The sequence below is a fragment of the Paracoccus homiensis genome, from assembly GCF_900111675.1.
Lineage (GTDB): Bacteria > Pseudomonadota > Alphaproteobacteria > Rhodobacterales > Rhodobacteraceae > Paracoccus > Paracoccus homiensis.
On the sequence record NZ_FOHO01000023.1, the window covers coordinates 26,557 to 46,353 of the forward strand.

The following is a 19,797-nucleotide window of genomic DNA, read 5'->3' on the forward strand; positions in this document are numbered from 1 at the left end:
TGTCCTCATGGTTCCGCCGTCAAGGTAACGCGCGGCCCGCCCCTGTGCCAGAGCGGCGCCGCGTTCAGATTTCCCCGGCATAGTGGCACAGCACATCGGCCCCGCCGACCTTGCGCACCGGCGGCCGCGTCTGCCGGCACAGATCGGTGGCATGCGGGCATCGGGTGCTGAAACGACACCCCTTGGGCGGCACGCCGACATCCACCGCGACGGACTTGCCCGACTTGCGACCCCTTTGGCGCGGATCGGCCACCGGCACCGCATCAAGCAGCGCGCGGGTATAGGGGTGTTGCGGGACCCGAAACAGCGTTTCCGTACTTGCCACCTCGACGAACTGGCCGCGATACATCACCGCCACCCTGTCGCAGATATGCTCGACCACCGCCAGGTCATGGGCGATGAACAGAAACGTCAGGGCGAATTCTTCCTGAAGATCCTGCAAAAGATTCAATGTCTGCGCCTGGATCGACACATCCAGCGCCGAGACGGCCTCGTCCGCGACCACAAGCTCGGGGCTGGTCGACAAAGCGCGGGCGATGCCCAGTCGCTGGCGCTGACCGCCGGAAAACGCATTGGGATAGCGGTGCAGGAATTCGCGGCTTAGCCCGACATTTTCCAGCAGCGTTCCGACCCGATCACTCAGCGCCTTGCCCTTCAGCCCTTCGTTTTTCTGCAACGCCTGCCCGACGAGGTCGATCACCCGCAGGCGCGGATTTAGCGAGGCCTGCGGATCCTGAAAGATCATCCGCACCTTGCGCCAGACCTGCCGCAGCTGATCCAAGGGCGCGGTGGCCAGTTCGATCTCGCCACCATCGCGGGGCAGAAAACGGATCGATCCGGAACTGGGGTCTAGCACGCGCAGGATCGTCCGGCCTAGCGTCGTCTTGCCGCTGCCCGATTCACCCACGACGCCGAATGTCTCGCCGCGATTGAGGTCGAAGGACACGGCGTCCACCGCGACAAACCCCTGTCGCGGTTTGGAAAACCAGCCGCCCTTGGTGGTTCCGAAGGTCACGGTAAGGTCTTTGACCTGCAAGATGGCCTGGGTCATTGACCTGCCTCCTGATCATGCAGAAAGCAGGCCACCTCGCCCTTTCCGCGTTGCTGCAATTGCGGTTCCTGCATGTCGCAGATCCCAGGCATGAACTGGTCGCAGCGGGTCCGGAACGTGCAGCCCGAGGGTCGCGCCAACGGATGGGGCACCATGCCGCGAACGGCGGGCAGCCTGTCGCGGGCCTTCACCCCGATCCGGGGGACGGAATCCAGAAGCGCGCGCGTGTAGGGGTGCTGCGGATTTTCGAACAGGCCGAACACATCCGACTTCTCGACGATCTTGCCCATATACATGACCGCCACGTCATCCGCGACCTCGGCCACGACGCCAAGGTCATGGGTAATCAGCATGACCGCCATCTTGAATTCGTCCTTCAGCTCGGCGATCAGATCAAGGATCTGGGCCTGTGTCGTCACATCCAGCGCGGTCGTCGGTTCATCCGCGATCAGCAGCCGCGGCTGGCACGACAGCGCCATCGCGATCATCGCGCGCTGTCGCATGCCGCCCGACAGTTCGAACGGATAGGCCTCGTATCGCTCTGCGGGTCGGGGGATCCCGACACGCGCCAGCATATCGATGGCCTCTTCACGCGCCTCGGCCTTGGTGACGTCGCGGTGCAGCCGGATCGTTTCGGATATCTGCCGCCCGATCTTCTGGATCGGCCCAAGCGAGGACATCGGTTCCTGGAAGATCATCGCGATGTCGCTGCCCCGGATCGAACGCAGTTCCTTTGACCCGGCCCTTGCGCGGCTAAGGTCCACTGTGCGCCCGTCGGCGGCATGATACAGGATCGACCCGCCGGTGATCCGGCCCGGCGCATCCACGATCCGCAGGATCGAACGCGCCATGATCGACTTGCCGCACCCGGATTCGCCCAGCAGGCACAGCGTGCGGTCCGGCAGGATATCAAGGTCGACCCCCTCGACGGCCTTGACCAGCCCGTCATCGGTGAAGAAATGCGTCTTCAGCCCGCGAATTTCGACCAGCGGTTTCGCATATGGCTTAGTGGGCATAGGGATCTGCTGCATCACGAAGTCCATCTCCTAGGAAGTTCAGGGCAAGCACCGTCATCACGATGACCGAACCGGGGCCGATCAGAAGCCAGGGTGCCTCGACGATGGTGCGGATGTTCTGGGCCTCTTTCAGCAAGGTCCCCCAGGACACGATCGGCGGTTGAAGCCCGATGCCCAGAAACGACAGCGAGGTTTCAGCAAGGATCATCAGCGGCACCGCAAGCGTCAGCGAGGCGATGATATGGCTGGCAAAACTTGGCACCAGATGCTTGCGGATCACCTCCCAGTCGGACAGGCCGTCAAGCCGCGCGGCGACCACGAAATCCTCGCGCCGCAGGGACAGGAACTTGCCCCTGACCTCGCGCGCCAATGTCGTCCAGCCGATCATCGACACGATCAGCGTCACCACGAAATAGGTCCGAAGCGGCGGCCAGTCCAACGGGATCGCGGCGGCCAGCCCCATCCACAGCGGGATCGTGGGGATCGAACGCAGAAACTCGATCAATCTCTGGATGGCGTTGTCGACCCAGCCGCCATAGTAACCCGAGATCCCGCCAAGGCTGACGCCGACGATCAGCGACACCGCAACGCCGACAAGGCCGATCGACATGGAAATGCGCGTGCCCATGATGATCCGGCTGAGGATGTCGCGGCCCAGCCGGTCGGCCCCCCAGAAGTAAACCTTGTCCCGAGGATCCTTGGGGCCAAAGAAGTGCCTGTCGGTCGGGAACAGCCAAAGCAGCTTGTATTCATGGCCCCGCACGAAGAAACCCAGCGGAATGATCTTTTCCGGGTCCTCGACGAAATGGCGGCGCATCGCCTCGCGGTCGATCTCCATCTTCAGGCCATAGGCGTGCAGACCGAATTCGCGCCCGCCATCTTCACCCTCGGCAAAGAAATGGACGTGCTGCGGCGGGGCAAAGGGCGCGCGCGTATTGGTTTCAAGGTGGTTGACCGGGGCAAGGAACTCGCCGAACAGCGCGACCAGGTAAACGAACCCGACGATGTAAAGGCTGAGATATGCGATCCGGTGGCGGCGGAACTGGCGCCACATCAGGGCCCAGGGCCCCAGCAGCACGGGTGCCTTGACCGAAGTTTCGGCGTGGTCTTCTGCGGCAGTGTCTATCGCGGTCATTGGTAACGTATCCTTGGATCGACCCAGGCAAGCAGGACATCGGACAACAGCGTGCCGATCACCGTAAGCAGGCTGACAATCAGGATCAGCGATCCGGCCAGATACATGTCCTGAACCAGCAGGGCACGCAGCAGCAGCGGGCCGGTGGTGGGCAGGTTCATGACCACGGCCACGATGATCTCGCCCGACACCAGCGTCGGCAGGATCCACCCGATGGTCGAGATGAAAGGGTTCAGCGCAACGCGCACGGGATAGCGCATCAGCAACTGGAATTCAGACATGCCCTTGGCGCGGGCGGTCACGACATAGGGGCGGTAAAGTTCATCCAGCAGGTTCGCGCGCATGATGCGGATCAGCGCGGCCGCGCCCGAGGTGCCGACAACGAAAATCGGCATCCAGATATGTTTCAGCAGGTCGACGAATTTGGGCCATGACCAAGGCTGATCCAGATATTCCGGGCTGACCAGCCCGCCGACCGACTGGCCGAAATACCGGAAGGACACATACATCATCACCAGCGCCAGCAGAAAGTTCGGCACCGCCAGCCCGATAAAGCCGATGAAGGTGGCCACATAGTCACCCATCGAATATTTGCGCACCGCCGAATAGATGCCGATCGGCAGCGCAACGGCCCAGATGAAGAACAGCGTCATCAACGAGATCGCGAAGGTCCAGCCCAGCCGGTCCCAGATCACATCGGTCACCGGCAGGTTCTTTTCGAACGAGATGCCGAAATCACCTTCCAGCAGGATGCCGGTCATCCACTTCCAGTATTGCAGATACATCGGCTGCCCGAGGCCATACTGCTCGCGCAGCTGTTCGACGACGGCGGTATTGTCGACCCCGGATTCGCCCAGCTCGGCCGCCAGGCTGTCAAGATAGTCGCCCGGCGGCAGCTGGATGATGACAAAGGTCACGATGGATACCAGCAGGACCGTTGGGATCATGTAAAGAACCCTTCGGAGGATGAAGCCACCCATGTCCGCTCCTTTCATGAAAGATCAGAAGGGGCGCCCGGAGGGGAGGACACCGGGCGCCCCGTGCAGCACTTCGGATCAGGGCAGGTTCGTGCCGCCCTCGAAGTACATCTGCGCGGTATATGGCGCGGGGAACCACAGCTGACCGGCGATCGGCAGCGGGTCGGGGACGTTTCGCACATTGTTGCGCGCGATGCCGAAGACCGGATCAGGCTGCACGATCCCGATGGTGAACAGCTGATCGGAAGCCATGTCGATGACCTTGGTCATCAGCTTTTCCTGCTCTTCCGGCGTGGCGGCGGAACGGACCTGCTGATAGGTCTGGAAGATGTCCTTCACCTCTTGCGGCGGCTCCTCGCCGGTTGTCGGATCGACACCCCAGGCAGCCCATTCGCGGGCCCAACTGACGGAATTCGAGATCGTCGGCACATAGCAAAGCGGCGACAGATAGGCGTCTGCCTGCCCGCCCGAGCAATTCCAGAGATAGGCATCGAAATCATTCGAGGTATGCAGTTCGATCAGGCGCGAGCGATCGGTGGCGCGCACCTGGAAATCAAGCCCGACATCGCGCGCATAGCCGGCGATCAGTTCCATCGCGTCGGGATATTGCAGCCCGAAGACATCCGCGACCAGGAAGATCAGCGAGAACCGGTTGCCATCCGGGCCGATGCGAAAGCCTTCGGCGTCCTTCTCTGGCAGGACCTTGTCCAGATATTCATTGGCCTTGTCGACATCGTATTCGGTATATTGCTTGGCCCATTTCTCGTCATAGAGGTCAGAGCCCATGACCGGCGCCGTCTGTCCGGCCTGACCCGCACCGAAATACAGCAGGTCGATCACTTCCTGCCGGTTCATGGCATGGCTGACGCCGATGCGGAAATCCTTGTTGTTGATCACCTCACGCTTCACCGGGTCGGTGTGGTTCAGGTTCATCATCAGGATCATGATATTGGCCGGAAGATCGCCGACATCAAAGAAACGGTACTGCCCGCGATCCATGTTGTCGGTCAAAGAGGCCTTGTTTGCCGGCCGACCGATATGGCGCAACATGTAGTCGATCTCGCCATTGAAGGTCTTGAGCAGGATGGTTTCCACATCCTCGACCTGATCATAGGTGATCCGGTCGATATAGGGCAGCTGCTGCCCTTCGCTGTCGACCTTGTAATAGTAAGGGTTGCGTTCGGCCACCACGCGGTCGGTGGCGCCATAGGCATTGGTCAGATGCCACGCATGCAGGGTCGGGCGGTCCGGGTTCTGCCAGAAAAGCGGCGTGTCCATCGGCCCCGCCTTCAGATTGAACAGCTGCACCCAATCCGCCGCCGCAGGTTCGGCATCGACCAGCGCCTGCACATCGTCATTGTATTTGGGCATGAACTGGCTGAGATAATGCTTTGGATAGGCCGTCGCGTGATAGCCGAACCCATAGGCAAGCGCCTGAATGAACAGCCCGTTCGGGGCACCGAAATCGAATTCTACCGTCACATCGTCGATCTTGGTGACCTTTACCGGACCTGCCGGGCCGACAAAGGTGCTGTCCTTGTTCGGCGTCAGTTGCGGATCGGTAAAGATGTCCTCGTACCAGAAAACGATGTCATCGGCGGTGAAGGGGGCGCCGTCGGACCATTTCATGCCCGTGCGCAGATGGAACGTGAATTTCGAGGCGTCCTCCGACACATCCCAGGATTTGGCGATGTTGGGATGAACGTCCTTCCAGTCCGGCGACCACCGGACCATGTTGTCGCTGCCGATGGTGCGCACCATGTTGTGCTGATCGCCGCCCCCCAGGATGGCGCGGCGCATCGTGCCGCCATATTCGCCCGGTCCCTCGATGACATCCATGACCAGCGGGTCCGACGGCAGACGTTCATCGACCGGAGGCAGTTCGCCCGCCGCCACCTTTTCCGCCAGTTGCGGCGCCTCTTGATATGCCAAGGCGGGAACCGCCGTGGTCAGGGCCAGGACGCTGACCAGCGCCGTACGTGTGATCCAAGTGTTCATGTGTTGTTTCCTCCTCCCTGAAAGCGTCACCAGTTGGTGACCGAGCCGTCGGGCCGCCATAGATGCGGCGGCTCGACATGCGTGGGTGTCGTCGCCCGAATTCGTTCTTCGTTGACTTCGATCCCCAGACCGGGCCTGTCGGGTACCTTATACGTGATTCCATCAAGCGGGATCTGGACCGGGAACAATTCCGGGTCGTGAAACCCCAGTTCTTCCGTCGGTCCCTGTCGGGTCTCTGCCCAACTGAAATTCGGCACTGCGGCGGCCATATGCACCGTGGCCGCGGTGCAGACCGGGCCAAGCGGGTTGTGCGGCATCAGGTCGATATAGTGGCGTTCACACCAGCCAGCGACTTTCATCGCCTCGGTGAAGCCGCCGATATTGCAGATATCCAGCCGCATATATTGGGTCAGCCCCTGTTCGATATAGGGCGCGGCCTGCCATTTCGACGCGAACTCTTCGCCCACGGCAAAGGGGATGTTGGTCATGCTGCGCAGGGTGCGATAGGCTTCGGGCGTCTCGCAGCGGATCGGTTCCTCCAGGAAATCCAGCGTGCCGACCGGCAGGCGGTTGCAGAAATCCGCAGTTTCGGCCAGGGACAGGCGGTGATGCAGGTCAATGCCCAGCACCAGATCGGGGCCGAATTCCTCGCGCAGCGCGACCAGTTCCCTGACGGCGCGATTAAGGTTCTTGCGCGGATCGAAAACGCCGTCCCCGTCGAATTCCCCGGTATAGATCCGCAGACAATCCCAGCCGGCGTCAACCAGAACGCGCGCCTTGGCAAGAAGCTGGTCCAGATCGGCGGACTGGCAGCTTGGAAAGGTCGGGATCTCGTCGCGCTGCTTGCCGCCAAGCAGCTGATAGACAGGCACCCCAAGCCGTTTGCCAAGGATGTCATAAAGCGCGATGTCGATGGCCGACATGGCCGCAGTCAGCACGCGCCCGCCCTCGAAATACTGGCTGCGGTAGCTTTCCTGCCAGATGCGGCCGATCTGGTTGGAATCCTTGCCGATCAGGAAGCCGGCGAAATGGCGGATCGTCGCGGCCACGGCATCCTCGCGGGCGGAAAGCCCGGATTCCCCCCAGCCGACCAGCCCGTCATCGGTCGAGACCTTGACCAGCAGCTGGTTGCGGATGCCGACCCGCGCAAGAAGCGGTTCGATGGCGATAATCTTTGACATTACATGTCCTTTCAGTGCCAGCCGACGCGCGGCGCGGCGGGGATCATTCCGGGACGCGCGGGCTGAATGGTCGCGGTTAACCGGTCCCGCACAGGGGCGGCGCCGGAGCTGTCCCAAAGATTGGTCATCTCATGCGGATCGGTGCTGAGGTCATAAAGCTCGCCTGCCCCGCTTTTCAGATCGACAGACAGGCGGTGCGTCGTCGAGCGCACGGTCCGCAGGTCCAGGTCCACACCGCTGCGGCGGGCATCGACCTCCCATTCGTTATGGGCGACCTCGCGTGTGCCACCCGCCATGACATCGGTCAGGGCGGCACCGTCATCGGGTGACACCGCCAACCCGCAAAGCTTTGCCAATGTGGCGCGCAGATCCACGGTCGAGACGGGCGCGTCGTAGCGGCCCTGCGTGATGCCCGGCCCTGCCATGACCAGCGGCACACGCAGCAGCCCGTCATACAGCATCGGACCTTTCAGCAGCAGCCCGTGATCGCCCAGCCATTCCCCGTGATCCGAGGTGAAGATCACGATCGTATTCTGCAACCGGCCCGAGGCTTCAAGGAAATCCAGCATACGCCCCACCTGATAGTCGATGGCGGCGATCATGCCGTAATAGACGGCGATCACATCGCGCAGGTCACGATCATTCAGCGCATCGTCATTGCCCCAGTAGGGCTGGTCCTCGGCATGTTTGCGCGCCTGTGTCCGACGTGCGGGACTTTCCAGAAACGCGCGATGCCACCAGGGCCGCCTGTCCAGATCAAGCTGGCGATGCGGCGGCAGGTCGACGGTCGCGGGATCGTAAAGCGATGCCCAGGGCGACGCGGCCAGAAAGGGCGGATGCGGATCGGGAAACGAAACCCAAGACAGCTGCGGGCGATCACTGCCTGCACGCAACATGTCCATCGCCCGATCGCCGACCCATGATGTGGACATCCACTCATCCTGCAACGCCGACCGCCACACCTGTTTGTGGGCGGTCATCGGCGCCACCTTGTCCTTGGCGCGCGCCCACCGCGCAGCGCCCTGCCCGTCGTGATCCAGAAAACGCTCGTAATGCAGGCCGTAGGGACGGTCCTTCCAGCCGCAATGGTGATGCGGACGCAGGGTCAGCGCGACATTTTCAAAACCCATATACGGACCGTTCCAATCCTCGGCGAAACGCGCCACTGAATCGTAGCATTCGGCGAAACCGGTCGGCTCGAAGGTTTCATGTGTCGAGAAATGCGCCTTGCCGATGAAACGCGTGTCATAGCCGGCGCGCCCGAACGTCCCCGCCAGCCCCGCATCCGCCAGCACGGGGTCAAGATTGCGCCCGTTGTCGCGCACGCCGTGACTGTAGGGCAGCTTGCCCGTCAGGATCGAGGCGCGTGCGGCCTGGCACATCGGATGCGGGGTGATGCAGGTATCAAACCGCGCCCCACGCGCGGCGATCCGGTCGATATTCGGTGTCCGCACGCCGCGACCGCCACCCCCAATGCAATCGCCGCGCTGCTGATCCGTCGTGATCAACAGAATGTCCGGTGCGCGGCTCATGTCAGCGCGCAGGCGCTGGACAAGACGCCAATCCCGTCTGTGACGGACGATTTCTGCTGCACTTTGCATCCCCCCAAAATTTTCCTTCTCCCACATCATGGATACACGATCACAACCCTGATCGTCGACGATTTTTTTATCTTCATCGACTTAAAAGTGGTTTATAATCGGCGCAAAGAGATGAAACGGGTTGAAATATCAGGCTTTTCGAAGCCGGTCGTGCGGACCAAAATTTCGGCGCAGCTCACCCGCGCATACGGTGCTATCGGTCATAGTCTGTTGCTTTTTACCCGGATGCGACCCGATTTTTTCATCAGGGACCGACCCACTGTCAGCTCATCTTTCACGGGGGCGACGTCACAGATGCAGGGACAATCGGTGCGGGTCCATATGCCGGACCCAGTACCCGCTGCATCGCCCGCCGTGCGGAAGATCGAAAAAATGATTGACGTCTATCATTTCGACCCCCTACCCTGATGAACAAGGGAGGCGCCGGGCCGAAAGGGTCTGGCGAGAATTGATATGGGAACTCCGACACTCAGCGACGTGGCTCGTGCCGCGGGGGTCAGCTATGCGACCGCGGACAGGGTCGTGAACAGCCGCGGCAACGTCGCCGCAAAGTCGATCGAAAAGGTGAATGCTGCGGTGGCGGCGCTTGGCTATGTCCGCAATGTCGCGGCGGCGAACTTGTCGAAAAGGCGCATCTACCGGTTCGTCTTTCTGCTGCCCGCCGGACCGAATGCCTTCTTCGCACGGATGCGAGCGCATCTGTCGCTGATGGCGGATCATCTTGCACAGGACAACATCCGGGCCGAGGTACAGGAGATCGCTGCATTCTCGGCCAGCGGGTTGGAGCAGGCATTGCGCGACCTTCACGGCACGGATTGCGACGGCATCGCCGCCGTCGGGCTGCATTCCCGCGATCTGGAACCGGCGCTTGCCGCGCTGCGGGATCAGGGGACGCAGATCGTCGGCCTCGTCTCGGATCTGCCACGCGACCATCGCGCGGCCTATATCGGGATCGACAACGTGATGGCGGGTCGGACGGCGGCGCGGCTTCTGGGCATGGCGCATGGCGGCAATCCGGGGCGCGTGCAGGTTCTGGCCGGCTCGCTTGACGCGGGCGACCATGCCGATCGCTTCGCCGGGTTTTCCGAGGTGATCGCCCGCGATTTTCCCGCGATCGAGATCCTGCCGCTGATCGAGACGCGCGACCAGGCGTCCAAGGTCCACGACGCGGCCATGCTGGCAACCCGGCTTGCCGCAACGGCAATCTACAATGTCGGTGCCGGCAACAGCGGCCTGATCCGGGCGCTGAGCGAACGGCCCGGCGACGGCAGATGCATCTGCATCATCCACGAACTGGTGGATCACTCGCGCCGCGCACTGGAAGCCGGATTGATCGATCTGATCATCGACCAGCGCCCGGATGTGGAAATCAACCGCGCGCTGACGCTGCTGCGTGCGCTTTGCGACGGGCGGCCCCTGCCGCCGATGCCCGAGCTGGTTCCGACCATCTACGTACGCGACAACCTGCCAGGGCAGGACATGACAAGCTTTTTCGAGGGACAAGCGCAATGACAACGTTCTTCAACGGCATCGACCGCCTGAAATACGACCCCGACGCGACCGGTCTGGCCTTCCGCCATTACGACCCGGACGAGCGGTTGATGGGCAAGCGGATGGAGGATCACCTGCGTTTTGCCGTCGCGTATTGGCATTCCTTCGCATGGCCGGGCGGCGATCCCTTTGGCGGGCAGACATTGGACCGCCCGTGGTTCGGCGACACGATGGACCATGCGCGGATGAAGGCCGATGTCGCCTTCGAGATGTTCGATATCCTGAACGTCCCGTTCTTCTGCTGGCATGATGCGGATATCCGCCCCGAAGGCGACAGTTTCGCCGAAAGCCAGCGCAATTTCGAAGAGATCGTCGATATCTTCGCCCGGAAGATGGAAAGCTCTCGGACGCGGCTGTTGTGGGGGACGGCGAACATGTTCAGCCATCGCCGTTTCATGGCGGGGGCGGCGACGAACCCCGACCCGGACGTCTTTGCGTGGTCGGCAGCCTCGGTCAAGCTGTGCATGGACGCGACGCATCGGCTGGGCGGGCAGAACTATGTCCTGTGGGGCGGGCGCGAAGGCTATGAGACGCTTCTGAACACCGACCTGCGCCGGGAACGACAGCAGGCTGGGCGGTTCCTGCAGATGGTCGTCGATTACAAGCACAAGATCGGCTTCGAGGGCGCAATCCTGGTCGAACCGAAGCCGCAGGAGCCGTCGAAGCATCAATACGATTACGACGTGGCCACGGTATACGGCTTCCTCAGGGAATTCGGGCTGGAGAAAGAGGTTCAGCTGAACATCGAACAGGGCCACGCTATTCTTGCGGGCCATTCCTTCGAACACGAGCTGGCACTGGCCGCCAGTCTCGGGATCCTCGGGTCGATCGACATGAACCGCAACGACTATCAGTCGGGCTGGGATACGGATCAGTTCCCGAACAACGTCCCCGAGGTCGCGCTGGCCTATTACGAGGTGCTGCGGGCTGGCGGCTTTACCACCGGCGGCACGAATTTCGATGCGAAGCTGCGCCGTCAGTCGCTGGACCCCGTCGATCTGATCGCGGCCCATGCGGGCGCGATGGATGTTTGCGCGCGCGGGCTGAAGGCGGCGGCGGCGATGCTGGAGGATGGCAGCATCGAGCGGATGCGCAAGGAACGCTATGCCGGGTGGGACCGGCCCGATGCCCGTGCGCTGCTGGAACGCGCGACGCTGGAGGATTGCCACGACCGCGTGGTCGACAGCGGCATCGACCCGTCGCCCCGTTCGGGACGGCAGGAGATATTGGAGAACATCGTCAACCGCTTCGTCTGAAGTGGCAGGACTTCAAAAGGGGGGAGAACATGAAGACCATCAAGGGCCCTGCCCTGTTCCTGGCGCAGTTCGCCGGCGATCAGGCACCTTTCGACAGTTGGGACGGCATCACCCGTTGGGCCGCCGATTGCGGATACAGGGGCGTTCAGGTGCCCAGCTGGGATGCGCGGCTGTTCGACCTTGAAAAGGCCGCGACCAGCAAGGATTACTGCGACGAGTTCAAGGGACAGGCCGCCGCGAACGGGATCGAGGTGACGGAACTGTCGACCCATCTGCAGGGGCAGCTGGTCGCGGTGCATCCGGCCTATGACGCGGCCTTCGACGGCTTCGCCGACCCGTCCGTGCGCGGCAATCCGGCGGCGCGGCAGGCATGGGCCGTCGATCAGGTCACCAAGGCGATCTCGGCCTCGCGCAATTTGGGGATCGGGGCGCATGCCACCTTCTCGGGGGCGTTGGCCTGGCCCTATGTCTATCCTTGGCCGCAGCGGCCCGCGGGCCTGGTCGAGACCGCATTCGACGAACTGGCGCGGCGCTGGCGACCGATCCTGGACCATGCCGAGGACTGCGGCGTCGACATCTGTTATGAGATCCACCCGGGCGAGGATCTGCATGACGGCATCAGCTACGAGATGTTCCTTGAACGTACGGGCAATCATGCCCGCGCCTGCATGCTGTACGATCCGTCGCACTATGTCCTGCAATGCCTTGATTATCTGGACAATATCGACATCTATCGCGACCGCATCCGCATGTTCCACGTCAAGGATGCGGAATTCAATCCGACCGGCAGGCAGGGCGTCTATTCCGGCTTTCAAAGCTGGGTGAACCGGGCGGGCCGGTTCCGGTCGCTTGGCGACGGGCAGGTGGATTTCGGCGCGGTGTTTTCCAAGATGGCAGCCAACGATTTCGACGGATGGGCGGTCGTCGAATGGGAATGCTGCCTGAAGCATCCCGAGGACGGCGCGCGCGAAGGCGCACGCTTTGTCGCGGATCACATCATCCGCGTCACCGACAAGGCCTTCGACGATTTCGCGGATGGTGGCACCGATCAGGCCGCGAACCGCAGGATGCTGGGGATTTCATGATGACGGCACGGATCAAGCTGGGAATGGTCGGCGGCGGCAGGGACGCCTTCATCGGCGGCGTCCACCGCATCGCCGCACGGATCGACGACAGGTTCGAACTGGTGGCCGGGGCGCTGTCCTCGACCCCGGAACGTTCAGAGGAAAGCGCGCGCGCCCTTGGCATCCCGCGATCCTATGGCACCTTCGACGAGATGGCCGCAGCCGAGGCCGCGCGCGAGGACGGGATCGAAGCCGTCGCCATCGTGACGCCGAACCACATGCATTACGCGGCGGCCAAGGCGTTTCTTGAACGCGGCATCCACGTCATCTGCGACAAGCCCCTGACCGCCACCGATGCGGATGCCGCCGCCATGGCCGAGGCGGTCGCGCGCTCGGATGCGCTGTTCGTGCTGACCCACAACTATACCGGCTATCCCATGATCCGGCAGGCGCGGAACATGGTCCTTGCGGGCGATCTGGGCCAGCTGCGCATCGTTCAGGTCGAATATCCGCAGGACTGGCTGACCGACCCGGCCGAGGCCGAGGGCGTGAAGCAGGCCGAATGGCGCACCGATCCGGCCCGATCCGGCGCAGGCGGGTCGATCGGGGATATCGGCACGCATGCACATAACCTTGCCTGCTTCGTGACGGGTCTGCGGGTCGAAAGCCTTGCCGCCGATCTGCAATCCTTCGGCGCGAACCGGACGCTGGACGACAACGCCCATGTGATGCTGCGCTTCGGCGACGGCGTGCGCGGGATGCTGTGGTCGTCGCAGGTGGCGCCGGGCAACGAGAATGCCCTGCGGCTGCGCGTCTATGGCGACAAGGGTGGCCTCGAATGGCTGCAAGAGGACCCGAATTACCTGTGGTTCACCCCGCACGGTCAGACCAAGCGCCTGCTGACGCGCAACGGCGCCGGCGCGAATGCGGCGGCGGGCGCGGTCTCTCGCATACCGGGCGGGCATCCCGAGGGGTACCTGGAGGGTTTTGCCAACATCTATGCCGAAGCCGCCGACGCGATACGCGCGGTGCAGGCCGGCACCCCGCGCGATCAGGCGATGGGCCTGCTGCCGGGGATCGCGCAGGGCCTGGACGGGATGGCCTTCATCCGGGCCTGCGTCGCATCGTCCCGCGCCGATTCCGCCTGGACAACGCTATGACCGCGCTGCTGGAGCTGCGGGCCGTGCGCCGAAGCTTCGGCCAGGTCGAGGTGCTGCACGGCATCGATATCGCACTTGCCCCCGGAGAGGTCCACGCCCTGATCGGCGAGAACGGCGCGGGCAAGTCCACGACGATGAAGATCATGTCGGGCTATCTGGCCCCCACATCCGGGCAGGTCCTGCTGGACGGCGTGCCGGTCACCCATGCCGACAGCCAGGCGGCCGAGGCGCAGGGCGTCGTGCTGATCCATCAGGAATTCAACCTGGCCGACCGGCTGACGGTCGAGCAGAACATCTTTCTGGGCCGCGAGAAGAAGCGCGGCCCGTTTCTGGACAAGGCCGCGATGCGGGCCGAGGCGCGCGCCCTTCTGGACCGGCTGGACTGCCGGGTTCCGGTCGATGCGCGGATCGCCGACATCTCGAACCCGGACAAGCAGATGGTCGAGATCGCGAAGGCCCTGCAACGCGACGCCCGCGTGCTGATCATGGACGAACCGACCGCCGTTCTGACCACGCACGAGGTCGATGTCCTGTTCGGCCAGATCGCGCGCCTGAAGGCCGCCGGGGTCGCGATCCTGTTCACCTCTCACAAGCTGGACGAGGTTCGCCGCATCTGCGACAGCCTTACCATCATGCGCGACGGCGCGGTCGTGGCGCAGGGCCGGGTCGCGGATTACACCGAGGACGCCATGGCCGAGGCGATGGTGGGCCGCGACGTGTCTTCGCTCTATCCCGCGCGGGCCGTGCCGGTCGGATCGGGCATCGCCTTGCGCGTTCAGGGGCTGACCGTGCCAGGCTTTGCCGACGATGTCTCGTTCGATCTGCGTCAAGGAGAGATCCTGGGTCTTGCGGGCCTGATCGGATCGGGCCGGACCGAGCTGATGGAGGGGTTGGTCGGCCTGCGCGCGGCCACCGGGCGGATCCAGATCGCGGGCCGCGACGTCTCGATCCGCGCCCCCCGCGACGCGCAGGCCCTTGGGATGTGCTATCTGACCGAGGACCGCAAAAGCCGCGGGCTTCTGCTGTCGCAGGGCATGAGAGAGAACCTGACGCTTCAATGCCTCGGGGACTTCACCAACTGGCTGATCGACACCCGCGCCGAGGAACAGGCGCTGACCCGCGCCATCGCCGAATTCGACATCCGCGCCCCGTCGCGTGGCATCGCGGTCGGCAATCTGTCGGGCGGCAACCAGCAGAAGCTTCTGATCGCCAAGATCATGCTGGCCGAACCCGATATCGTCATCATCGACGAACCGACGCGCGGCATCGATATCGGGACCAAGCAGCAGATCTACGAATTCATCCATGCGCTGGCGGCGGCGGGCAGGTCGATCATCGTCATCAGTTCCGAGATGCAGGAGATCATCGGACTGGCCGACCGCGCGCTGGTCATGCGGTCCGGTCGCATCATGGGCGAGGTCGCCCGCGCGGACATGACCGAAGAACGGATCGTGCGCCTGGCCATGGGGCTTCAGGCGGAACATGCAGGGACAGGGTGATGGCAATGAGTTCGGCGGAACGACTGGAACGGGGATGGCGGCCTGATCTGCGTGTGCTGGGGCCGCTGCTGGCGCTGGCTGCACTTGTCTTGATCGGTGCGCTGCTGAACGGCAACTTCCTCAGCGCGGGCAACATCACGAATGTGCTGTCGCGCAGCGCCTTCATCGGGATCATCGCGGTGGGGATGACCTTCGTCATCACGTCGGGTGGGCTGGACCTGTCGGTCGGGTCGATGGCGGCCTTCATCGCCGGGCTGATGATCCTGGTGATGAACGCGCTGCTTCCCGTGCTGGGCGCCGGATGGCCACTGGCCATCGCGGGCATGGCGACCGCCATCGTAGCGGGGACGCTTGCCGGCATGATCAACGGCTTTCTGATCACCACGATGCGGATCGAGGCGTTCATCGTCACGCTTGGGACCATGGGGATCTATCGCAGCCTGGTGACCTGGCTTGCGGATGGCGGCACGCTCAGCCTCGATTTCGGGATGCGGACGCTGATCCGGCCCATCTATTTCAACGGGATCCTGGGGATCAGCTTTCCGATCATCGTCTTTGCCCTTGTCGCTATCTGCGGCGAGGTGGTGATGCGCCGCGCGGCCTTCGGACGCCATGCGGCGGCGGTCGGGTCGAACGACCGCGTCGCGCGCTATTCCTCGGTCGATGTGAACCGGGTGCGGCTGACGACCTATGTGTTTCTGGGCATTCTCGTGGGCATCGCCACGATCATGTATGTGCCCCGGCTGGGCGCCGCATCCTCCAGCACCGGCGTCCTGTGGGAACTGGAGGCGATCGCCGCCGTCATCATCGGGGGAACCATGCTGAAGGGCGGTTTCGGCCGGGTCTGGGGAACCGTCGTGGGGGTCCTGATCCTGTCGCTGATCGACAACATCCTGAACCTCACCGATGGCGTGTCGCCCTATCTGAACGGCGCCATCCAGGGGGTCATCATCATTCTCGCTGTGATCCTGCAGCGCGAAAAGCGTGCCGAAGGCTGAGGTCGTCCGGCATCCGAGGAACGTGGTCAAGAGGAGGTTGAACCATGAAGATCAGCAAGATGACAGGCGCGGTGATCGCGGTGGGCGCGCTTGCGCTGCCGGCGGCGGCGCAGGAGGATACCAAGGTCATCGGCGTGTCGATCCCCGCCGCGACCCATGGCTGGGCCGGGGGCATGAACTTTCACGCCCAGCAGGCGGTCGAGCGGCTGGAAGAGGTCTATCCGCAGCTGGATTTCGTGCTGGCGACGGCATCGGATGCGGGCAAGCAGGTCAACGACATCGAGGACATGATCGCCACCCGCAACATCGACGCGCTGGTTGTCCTGCCCTTCGAATCCGAACCGCTGACCGCCCCGGTGCAGGCGGTGGCCGATAGCGGCGCCTGGGTCACGGTCGTCGATCGCGGCCTGTCGGTCGAGGGGATCGAGGATCTTTATGTCGCGGGCGACAATGCGGGCTTCGGGCGTGTCTCTGGCGAATTCATGGCCGACGCCCTGCCCGACGGCGGCAAGATCGTGGCGCTGCGCGGCATTCCCACCACCATCGACAACGAACGCGTCGAAGGGTTCGAGGCCGCCATCGAAGGCTCGGGCATCGAGGTTCTGGGGATGGAGCATGGCAACTGGAACCGCGATGACAGCTTTACCGTGATGCAGGATTTCCTGTCGAAATACGACAGCATAGACGCGGTCTGGGCATCGGATGACGACATGGCGATCGGCGTTCTGGCCGCGATCGAGGCCGCGGGCCGCGAGGATATCCAGTTCGTCCTTGGCGGTGCCGGCATGAAAGAGATGATCGCCCGCACCCGCGACAATGACCCCATGGTGCCCGCGAACGTCACCTATCCCCCGGCGATGATCGCCACGGCGATCGAACTGACCGCGGTGGGGCTGACCTCGACCGCACCGGTTTCGGGCGAATTCACCATCGGCTCGGTCCTGGTCACCCCCGAGAACGCGGCCGAGTACTACTATCCCGACAGCCCGTTCTGATCCACGGCCCGGCCCTTTTGGGCCGGGTTCATGGCCCCCACTGCGAAGGCCACAACCGACCGAAGGTGCCATGACGCGGGCCGAAGGCTGGTTCCAAAAACCTTGGACCTCTCGCAGGCGCAGTGTCTTCCGCAAGATCAGGCGCGACAGTGATCGTCTGCGACGTTGACCGGCCCCCTGTGCCGCACGTCAACGTCGCCGAAGGGCGGTCACATCCTCAAGGCCCATCGCAGCACACCATTAACATATATACCTATATACATTGATATTGATCGCTGTTAGCTTGGCCTCGTCCCGTGAACAGCGCAAGTCCCGCCATGATCGGCTTGCCCGTACCGAAAAGGAAGCCGCCCATGCCGATTTGTGCCCTTGGCGACAAAAGCCCCCAGACCGCAGGTCCGAACAGTTTCTGGGTCGCGCCGACTGCCTATGTGATCGGCGACGTCACGCTGGGTCGCGATGTGGGGATCTGGTTCGGCGCCGTCCTGCGCGGCGACAAGGAGCCGCTGACCATCGGCGACGGCACGAATATTCAGGAACATGCGATGATCCATGCCGATCCGGGCTTTCCGGTAAGGATCGGGACCGGCGTCACGATCGGGCATCGCGCGATCGTCCACGGCTGCAGCATCGGCGACGGAACGCTGATCGGCATGGGGGCGACGATCCTGAACGGCGCAAGGATCGGCAGGAACTGCCTGATCGGTGCCGGAGCGCTGGTCACGGAAGGCAAGGAAATCCCTGACGGATCGCTTGTGATGGGCAGCCCCGCCAAGGTGATCCGTCCGCTGACACCCGAGGGCATCGAAGCCCTGCAGAAACCGGCGCGAAACTACGTTCGGAACTGGCAGCGATTTGCACGCGAAATGCACCCCATCGCATAAGGCCCTGCGCGAACCGGATTTGCCGTTCCGCATATCCGACCGAAAACCAAGGCGGTACAACAGCGAACGGGGGGCTTTGCCCCCCGTTTGCGTTTGGTTGTGATCATGCCGGTCAGGTGACGATGGTGGCTTCGGTGGCGGCGCGGAGGTCGGCTTCGGTCACGCCATCGGCGGTCTCGACGATCTTCAGCCCGCCCTCGACCACGTCCAGAACGCCCAGATTGGTGATGATGCGATTGACCACGCCCTTGCCGGTCAGCGGCAGGGTGCATTCCTTCAGCAGCTTGGATTCGCCGGCCTTGTTGGTGTGGTCCATGACCACGATCACGCGCTTGACGCCCGCGACCAGATCCATCGCGCCGCCCATGCCCTTGACCAGCTTGCCGGGGATCATCCAGTTCGCCAGATCGCCGTTCTCGGCCACTTCCATCGCGCCCAGAATCGCCGCCGCGATCTTGCCGCCGCGGATCATGCCAAAGCTGGTCGCGCTGTCGAAATACGAGGTGCGCGACAATTCGGTGATGGTCTGCTTGCCGGCATTGATCAGGTCGGGATCCTCTTCGCCCTCATAGGGGAAGGGGCCCATGCCCAGCATGCCGTTTTCCGATTGCAGCGTGATGTCCTTGTCGCCGGTGTAATTGGCGACCAGCGTCGGGATCCCGATGCCGAGGTTCACATACATGCCGTCTTCCAGTTCCTCGGCCGCGCGGGCGGCCATCTGGTCACGATCCCAGCCTTTCATTTCATTGGCCATGATCACGCCTCCTCACGCTTGCGGGTGGTGACTTTTTCGATGCGCTTTTCGTGATCGCCCTGGATGATGCGATGCACATAGATGCCGGGCAGGTGGATGTGATCGGGGTCCAGGCTGCCGCGTTCGACGATTTCCTCGACCTCGACCACGCAGATGCGGCCGGACATGGCGGCGGGCGGGTTGAAGTTGCGCGCGGTCTTGCGGAACACCAGATTGCCGGTGTCGTCGGCCTTCCACGCCTTCACGATCGCCAGGTCCGAGACGATCCCGCGTTCGAGGATATATTCCTCGCCGTCAAAGATCTTGACCTCCTTGCCCTCGGCGATCTGGGTGCCGACGCCGGTCTTGGTGTAAAAGCCCGGGATGCCGCTGCCGCCGGCGCGCATCCGTTCGGCCAGCGTGCCCTGCGGGTTGAATTCCAGCTCCAGCTCGCCCGACAGGTACTGACGCATGAATTCGGCGTTCTCACCGACGTAAGAGCTGATCATCTTCCTGATCTGCCTAGTGTCCAGCAGCTTGCCCAGACCAAAGCCGTCGACGCCGCAATTGTTGCTTGCGATGGTCAGGTCCTTGACGCCGCTGTCCACGATCGCATCAATCAGCAGCTCGGGAATCCCGCAAAGACCGAACCCCCCGGCCGAGATCGTCATCCCGTCATGCAAAAGCCCGGAAAGGGC

18 protein-coding genes are annotated in these 19,797 nt (G+C 63.1%); 9 read left to right on the top strand and 9 right to left on the bottom strand.

Annotated features, from left to right (window positions below):
• Nucleotides 1-64: 64 nt before the first annotated feature.
• The 7 genes from BMX67_RS18210 to BMX67_RS18240 are packed head-to-tail and all read right to left on the bottom strand — an operon-like array spanning nt 65 to nt 8,890.
• Entirely contained in the window at nt 65-1,051 is a 987-nt protein-coding gene (locus tag BMX67_RS18210) for an ABC transporter ATP-binding protein (protein ID WP_090737989.1), read from the bottom strand.
• Nucleotides 1,048-2,067 carry an ABC transporter ATP-binding protein gene (locus tag BMX67_RS18215; RefSeq protein ID WP_090737991.1) on the bottom strand — a complete coding sequence of 340 codons (1,020 nt, stop codon included), beginning with the start codon at nt 2,065-2,067 and terminating at the stop codon, nt 1,048-1,050. Before BMX67_RS18215 ends, BMX67_RS18210 begins: the two co-directional genes overlap by 4 nt.
• Complete coding sequence (locus BMX67_RS18220; protein WP_090737993.1) at nt 2,057-3,202, bottom strand: ABC transporter permease; 1,146 nt, start codon at nt 3,200-3,202, stop codon at nt 2,057-2,059. The genes BMX67_RS18215 and BMX67_RS18220 overlap by 11 nt, the downstream gene beginning before the upstream one ends.
• Nucleotides 3,199-4,197 carry an ABC transporter permease gene (locus tag BMX67_RS18225; RefSeq protein WP_342707929.1) on the bottom strand — a complete coding sequence of 333 codons (999 nt, stop codon included), beginning with the start codon at nt 4,195-4,197 and terminating at the stop codon, nt 3,199-3,201. The genes BMX67_RS18220 and BMX67_RS18225 overlap by 4 nt, the downstream gene beginning before the upstream one ends.
• 60 nt (nt 4,198-4,257) lie before the next feature.
• Complete coding sequence (locus tag BMX67_RS18230) at nt 4,258-6,177, bottom strand: ABC transporter substrate-binding protein (protein WP_175479974.1); 1,920 nt, start codon at nt 6,175-6,177, stop codon at nt 4,258-4,260.
• Between the two features lie 26 nt (nt 6,178-6,203).
• Nucleotides 6,204-7,358: a mandelate racemase/muconate lactonizing enzyme family protein gene (locus BMX67_RS18235; protein ID WP_090737999.1), complete on the bottom strand. Its 1,155-nt coding sequence runs from the start codon at nt 7,356-7,358 to the stop codon at nt 6,204-6,206.
• Between the two features lie 11 nt (nt 7,359-7,369).
• Nucleotides 7,370-8,890: a sulfatase-like hydrolase/transferase gene (locus BMX67_RS18240; RefSeq protein WP_175479975.1), complete on the bottom strand. Its 1,521-nt coding sequence runs from the start codon at nt 8,888-8,890 to the stop codon at nt 7,370-7,372.
• A 39-nt stretch (nt 8,891-8,929) separates the two neighbouring features.
• Between BMX67_RS18240 and BMX67_RS19705 the strand changes: the two genes are divergently transcribed.
• The 9 genes from BMX67_RS19705 (at nt 8,930) to BMX67_RS18285 (ending at nt 18,366) form a co-directional block, all read left to right on the top strand.
• Nucleotides 8,930-9,367, top strand: coding sequence for a hypothetical protein (locus BMX67_RS19705; RefSeq protein WP_175479976.1), 438 nt, complete (start codon nt 8,930-8,932; stop codon nt 9,365-9,367).
• A 45-nt stretch (nt 9,368-9,412) separates the two neighbouring features.
• The gene (locus tag BMX67_RS18250) at nt 9,413-10,471 is read left to right on the top strand and encodes a LacI family DNA-binding transcriptional regulator (protein WP_090738006.1); all 1,059 of its coding nucleotides are present in this window, start codon (nt 9,413-9,415) and stop codon (nt 10,469-10,471) included.
• Nucleotides 10,468-11,766 carry a xylose isomerase gene (xylA, locus tag BMX67_RS18255; protein ID WP_090738008.1) on the top strand — a complete coding sequence of 433 codons (1,299 nt, stop codon included), beginning with the start codon at nt 10,468-10,470 and terminating at the stop codon, nt 11,764-11,766. Before BMX67_RS18250 ends, xylA begins: the two co-directional genes overlap by 4 nt.
• Nucleotides 11,767-11,795: 29 nt before the next feature.
• A complete protein-coding gene (locus tag BMX67_RS18260) occupies nt 11,796-12,851 on the top strand; it encodes a sugar phosphate isomerase/epimerase family protein (RefSeq protein WP_090738010.1) in 1,056 nt (351 codons plus the stop codon).
• Nucleotides 12,848-13,990 (top strand): Gfo/Idh/MocA family protein, encoded by a 1,143-nt coding sequence (locus BMX67_RS18265; protein WP_245739522.1) that lies wholly within the window; start codon nt 12,848-12,850, stop codon nt 13,988-13,990. The genes BMX67_RS18260 and BMX67_RS18265 overlap by 4 nt, the downstream gene beginning before the upstream one ends.
• Entirely contained in the window at nt 13,987-15,489 is a 1,503-nt protein-coding gene (locus BMX67_RS18270; RefSeq protein ID WP_090738012.1) for a sugar ABC transporter ATP-binding protein, read from the top strand. Before BMX67_RS18265 ends, BMX67_RS18270 begins: the two co-directional genes overlap by 4 nt.
• A complete protein-coding gene (locus BMX67_RS18275; protein ID WP_175479978.1) occupies nt 15,489-16,487 on the top strand; it encodes an ABC transporter permease in 999 nt (332 codons plus the stop codon). The genes BMX67_RS18270 and BMX67_RS18275 overlap by 1 nt, the downstream gene beginning before the upstream one ends.
• A 59-nt stretch (nt 16,488-16,546) precedes the next feature.
• A complete protein-coding gene (locus BMX67_RS18280) occupies nt 16,547-17,482 on the top strand; it encodes an ABC transporter substrate-binding protein (protein WP_425438990.1) in 936 nt (311 codons plus the stop codon).
• Nucleotides 17,483-17,835: 353 nt separating this feature from the next.
• Complete coding sequence (locus tag BMX67_RS18285) at nt 17,836-18,366, top strand: gamma carbonic anhydrase family protein (protein WP_090738018.1); 531 nt, start codon at nt 17,836-17,838, stop codon at nt 18,364-18,366.
• A 112-nt stretch (nt 18,367-18,478) separates the two neighbouring features.
• On the opposite strand, the gene BMX67_RS18290 is transcribed toward BMX67_RS18285, so the two are convergent.
• Nucleotides 18,479-19,120: a CoA transferase subunit B gene (locus BMX67_RS18290; protein WP_175479789.1), complete on the bottom strand. Its 642-nt coding sequence runs from the start codon at nt 19,118-19,120 to the stop codon at nt 18,479-18,481.
• A 2-nt stretch (nt 19,121-19,122) separates the two neighbouring features.
• Nucleotides 19,123-19,797 (bottom strand): CoA transferase subunit A (locus tag BMX67_RS18295; RefSeq protein ID WP_090738025.1); only part of this gene is annotated, 675 nt, incomplete at its 5' end.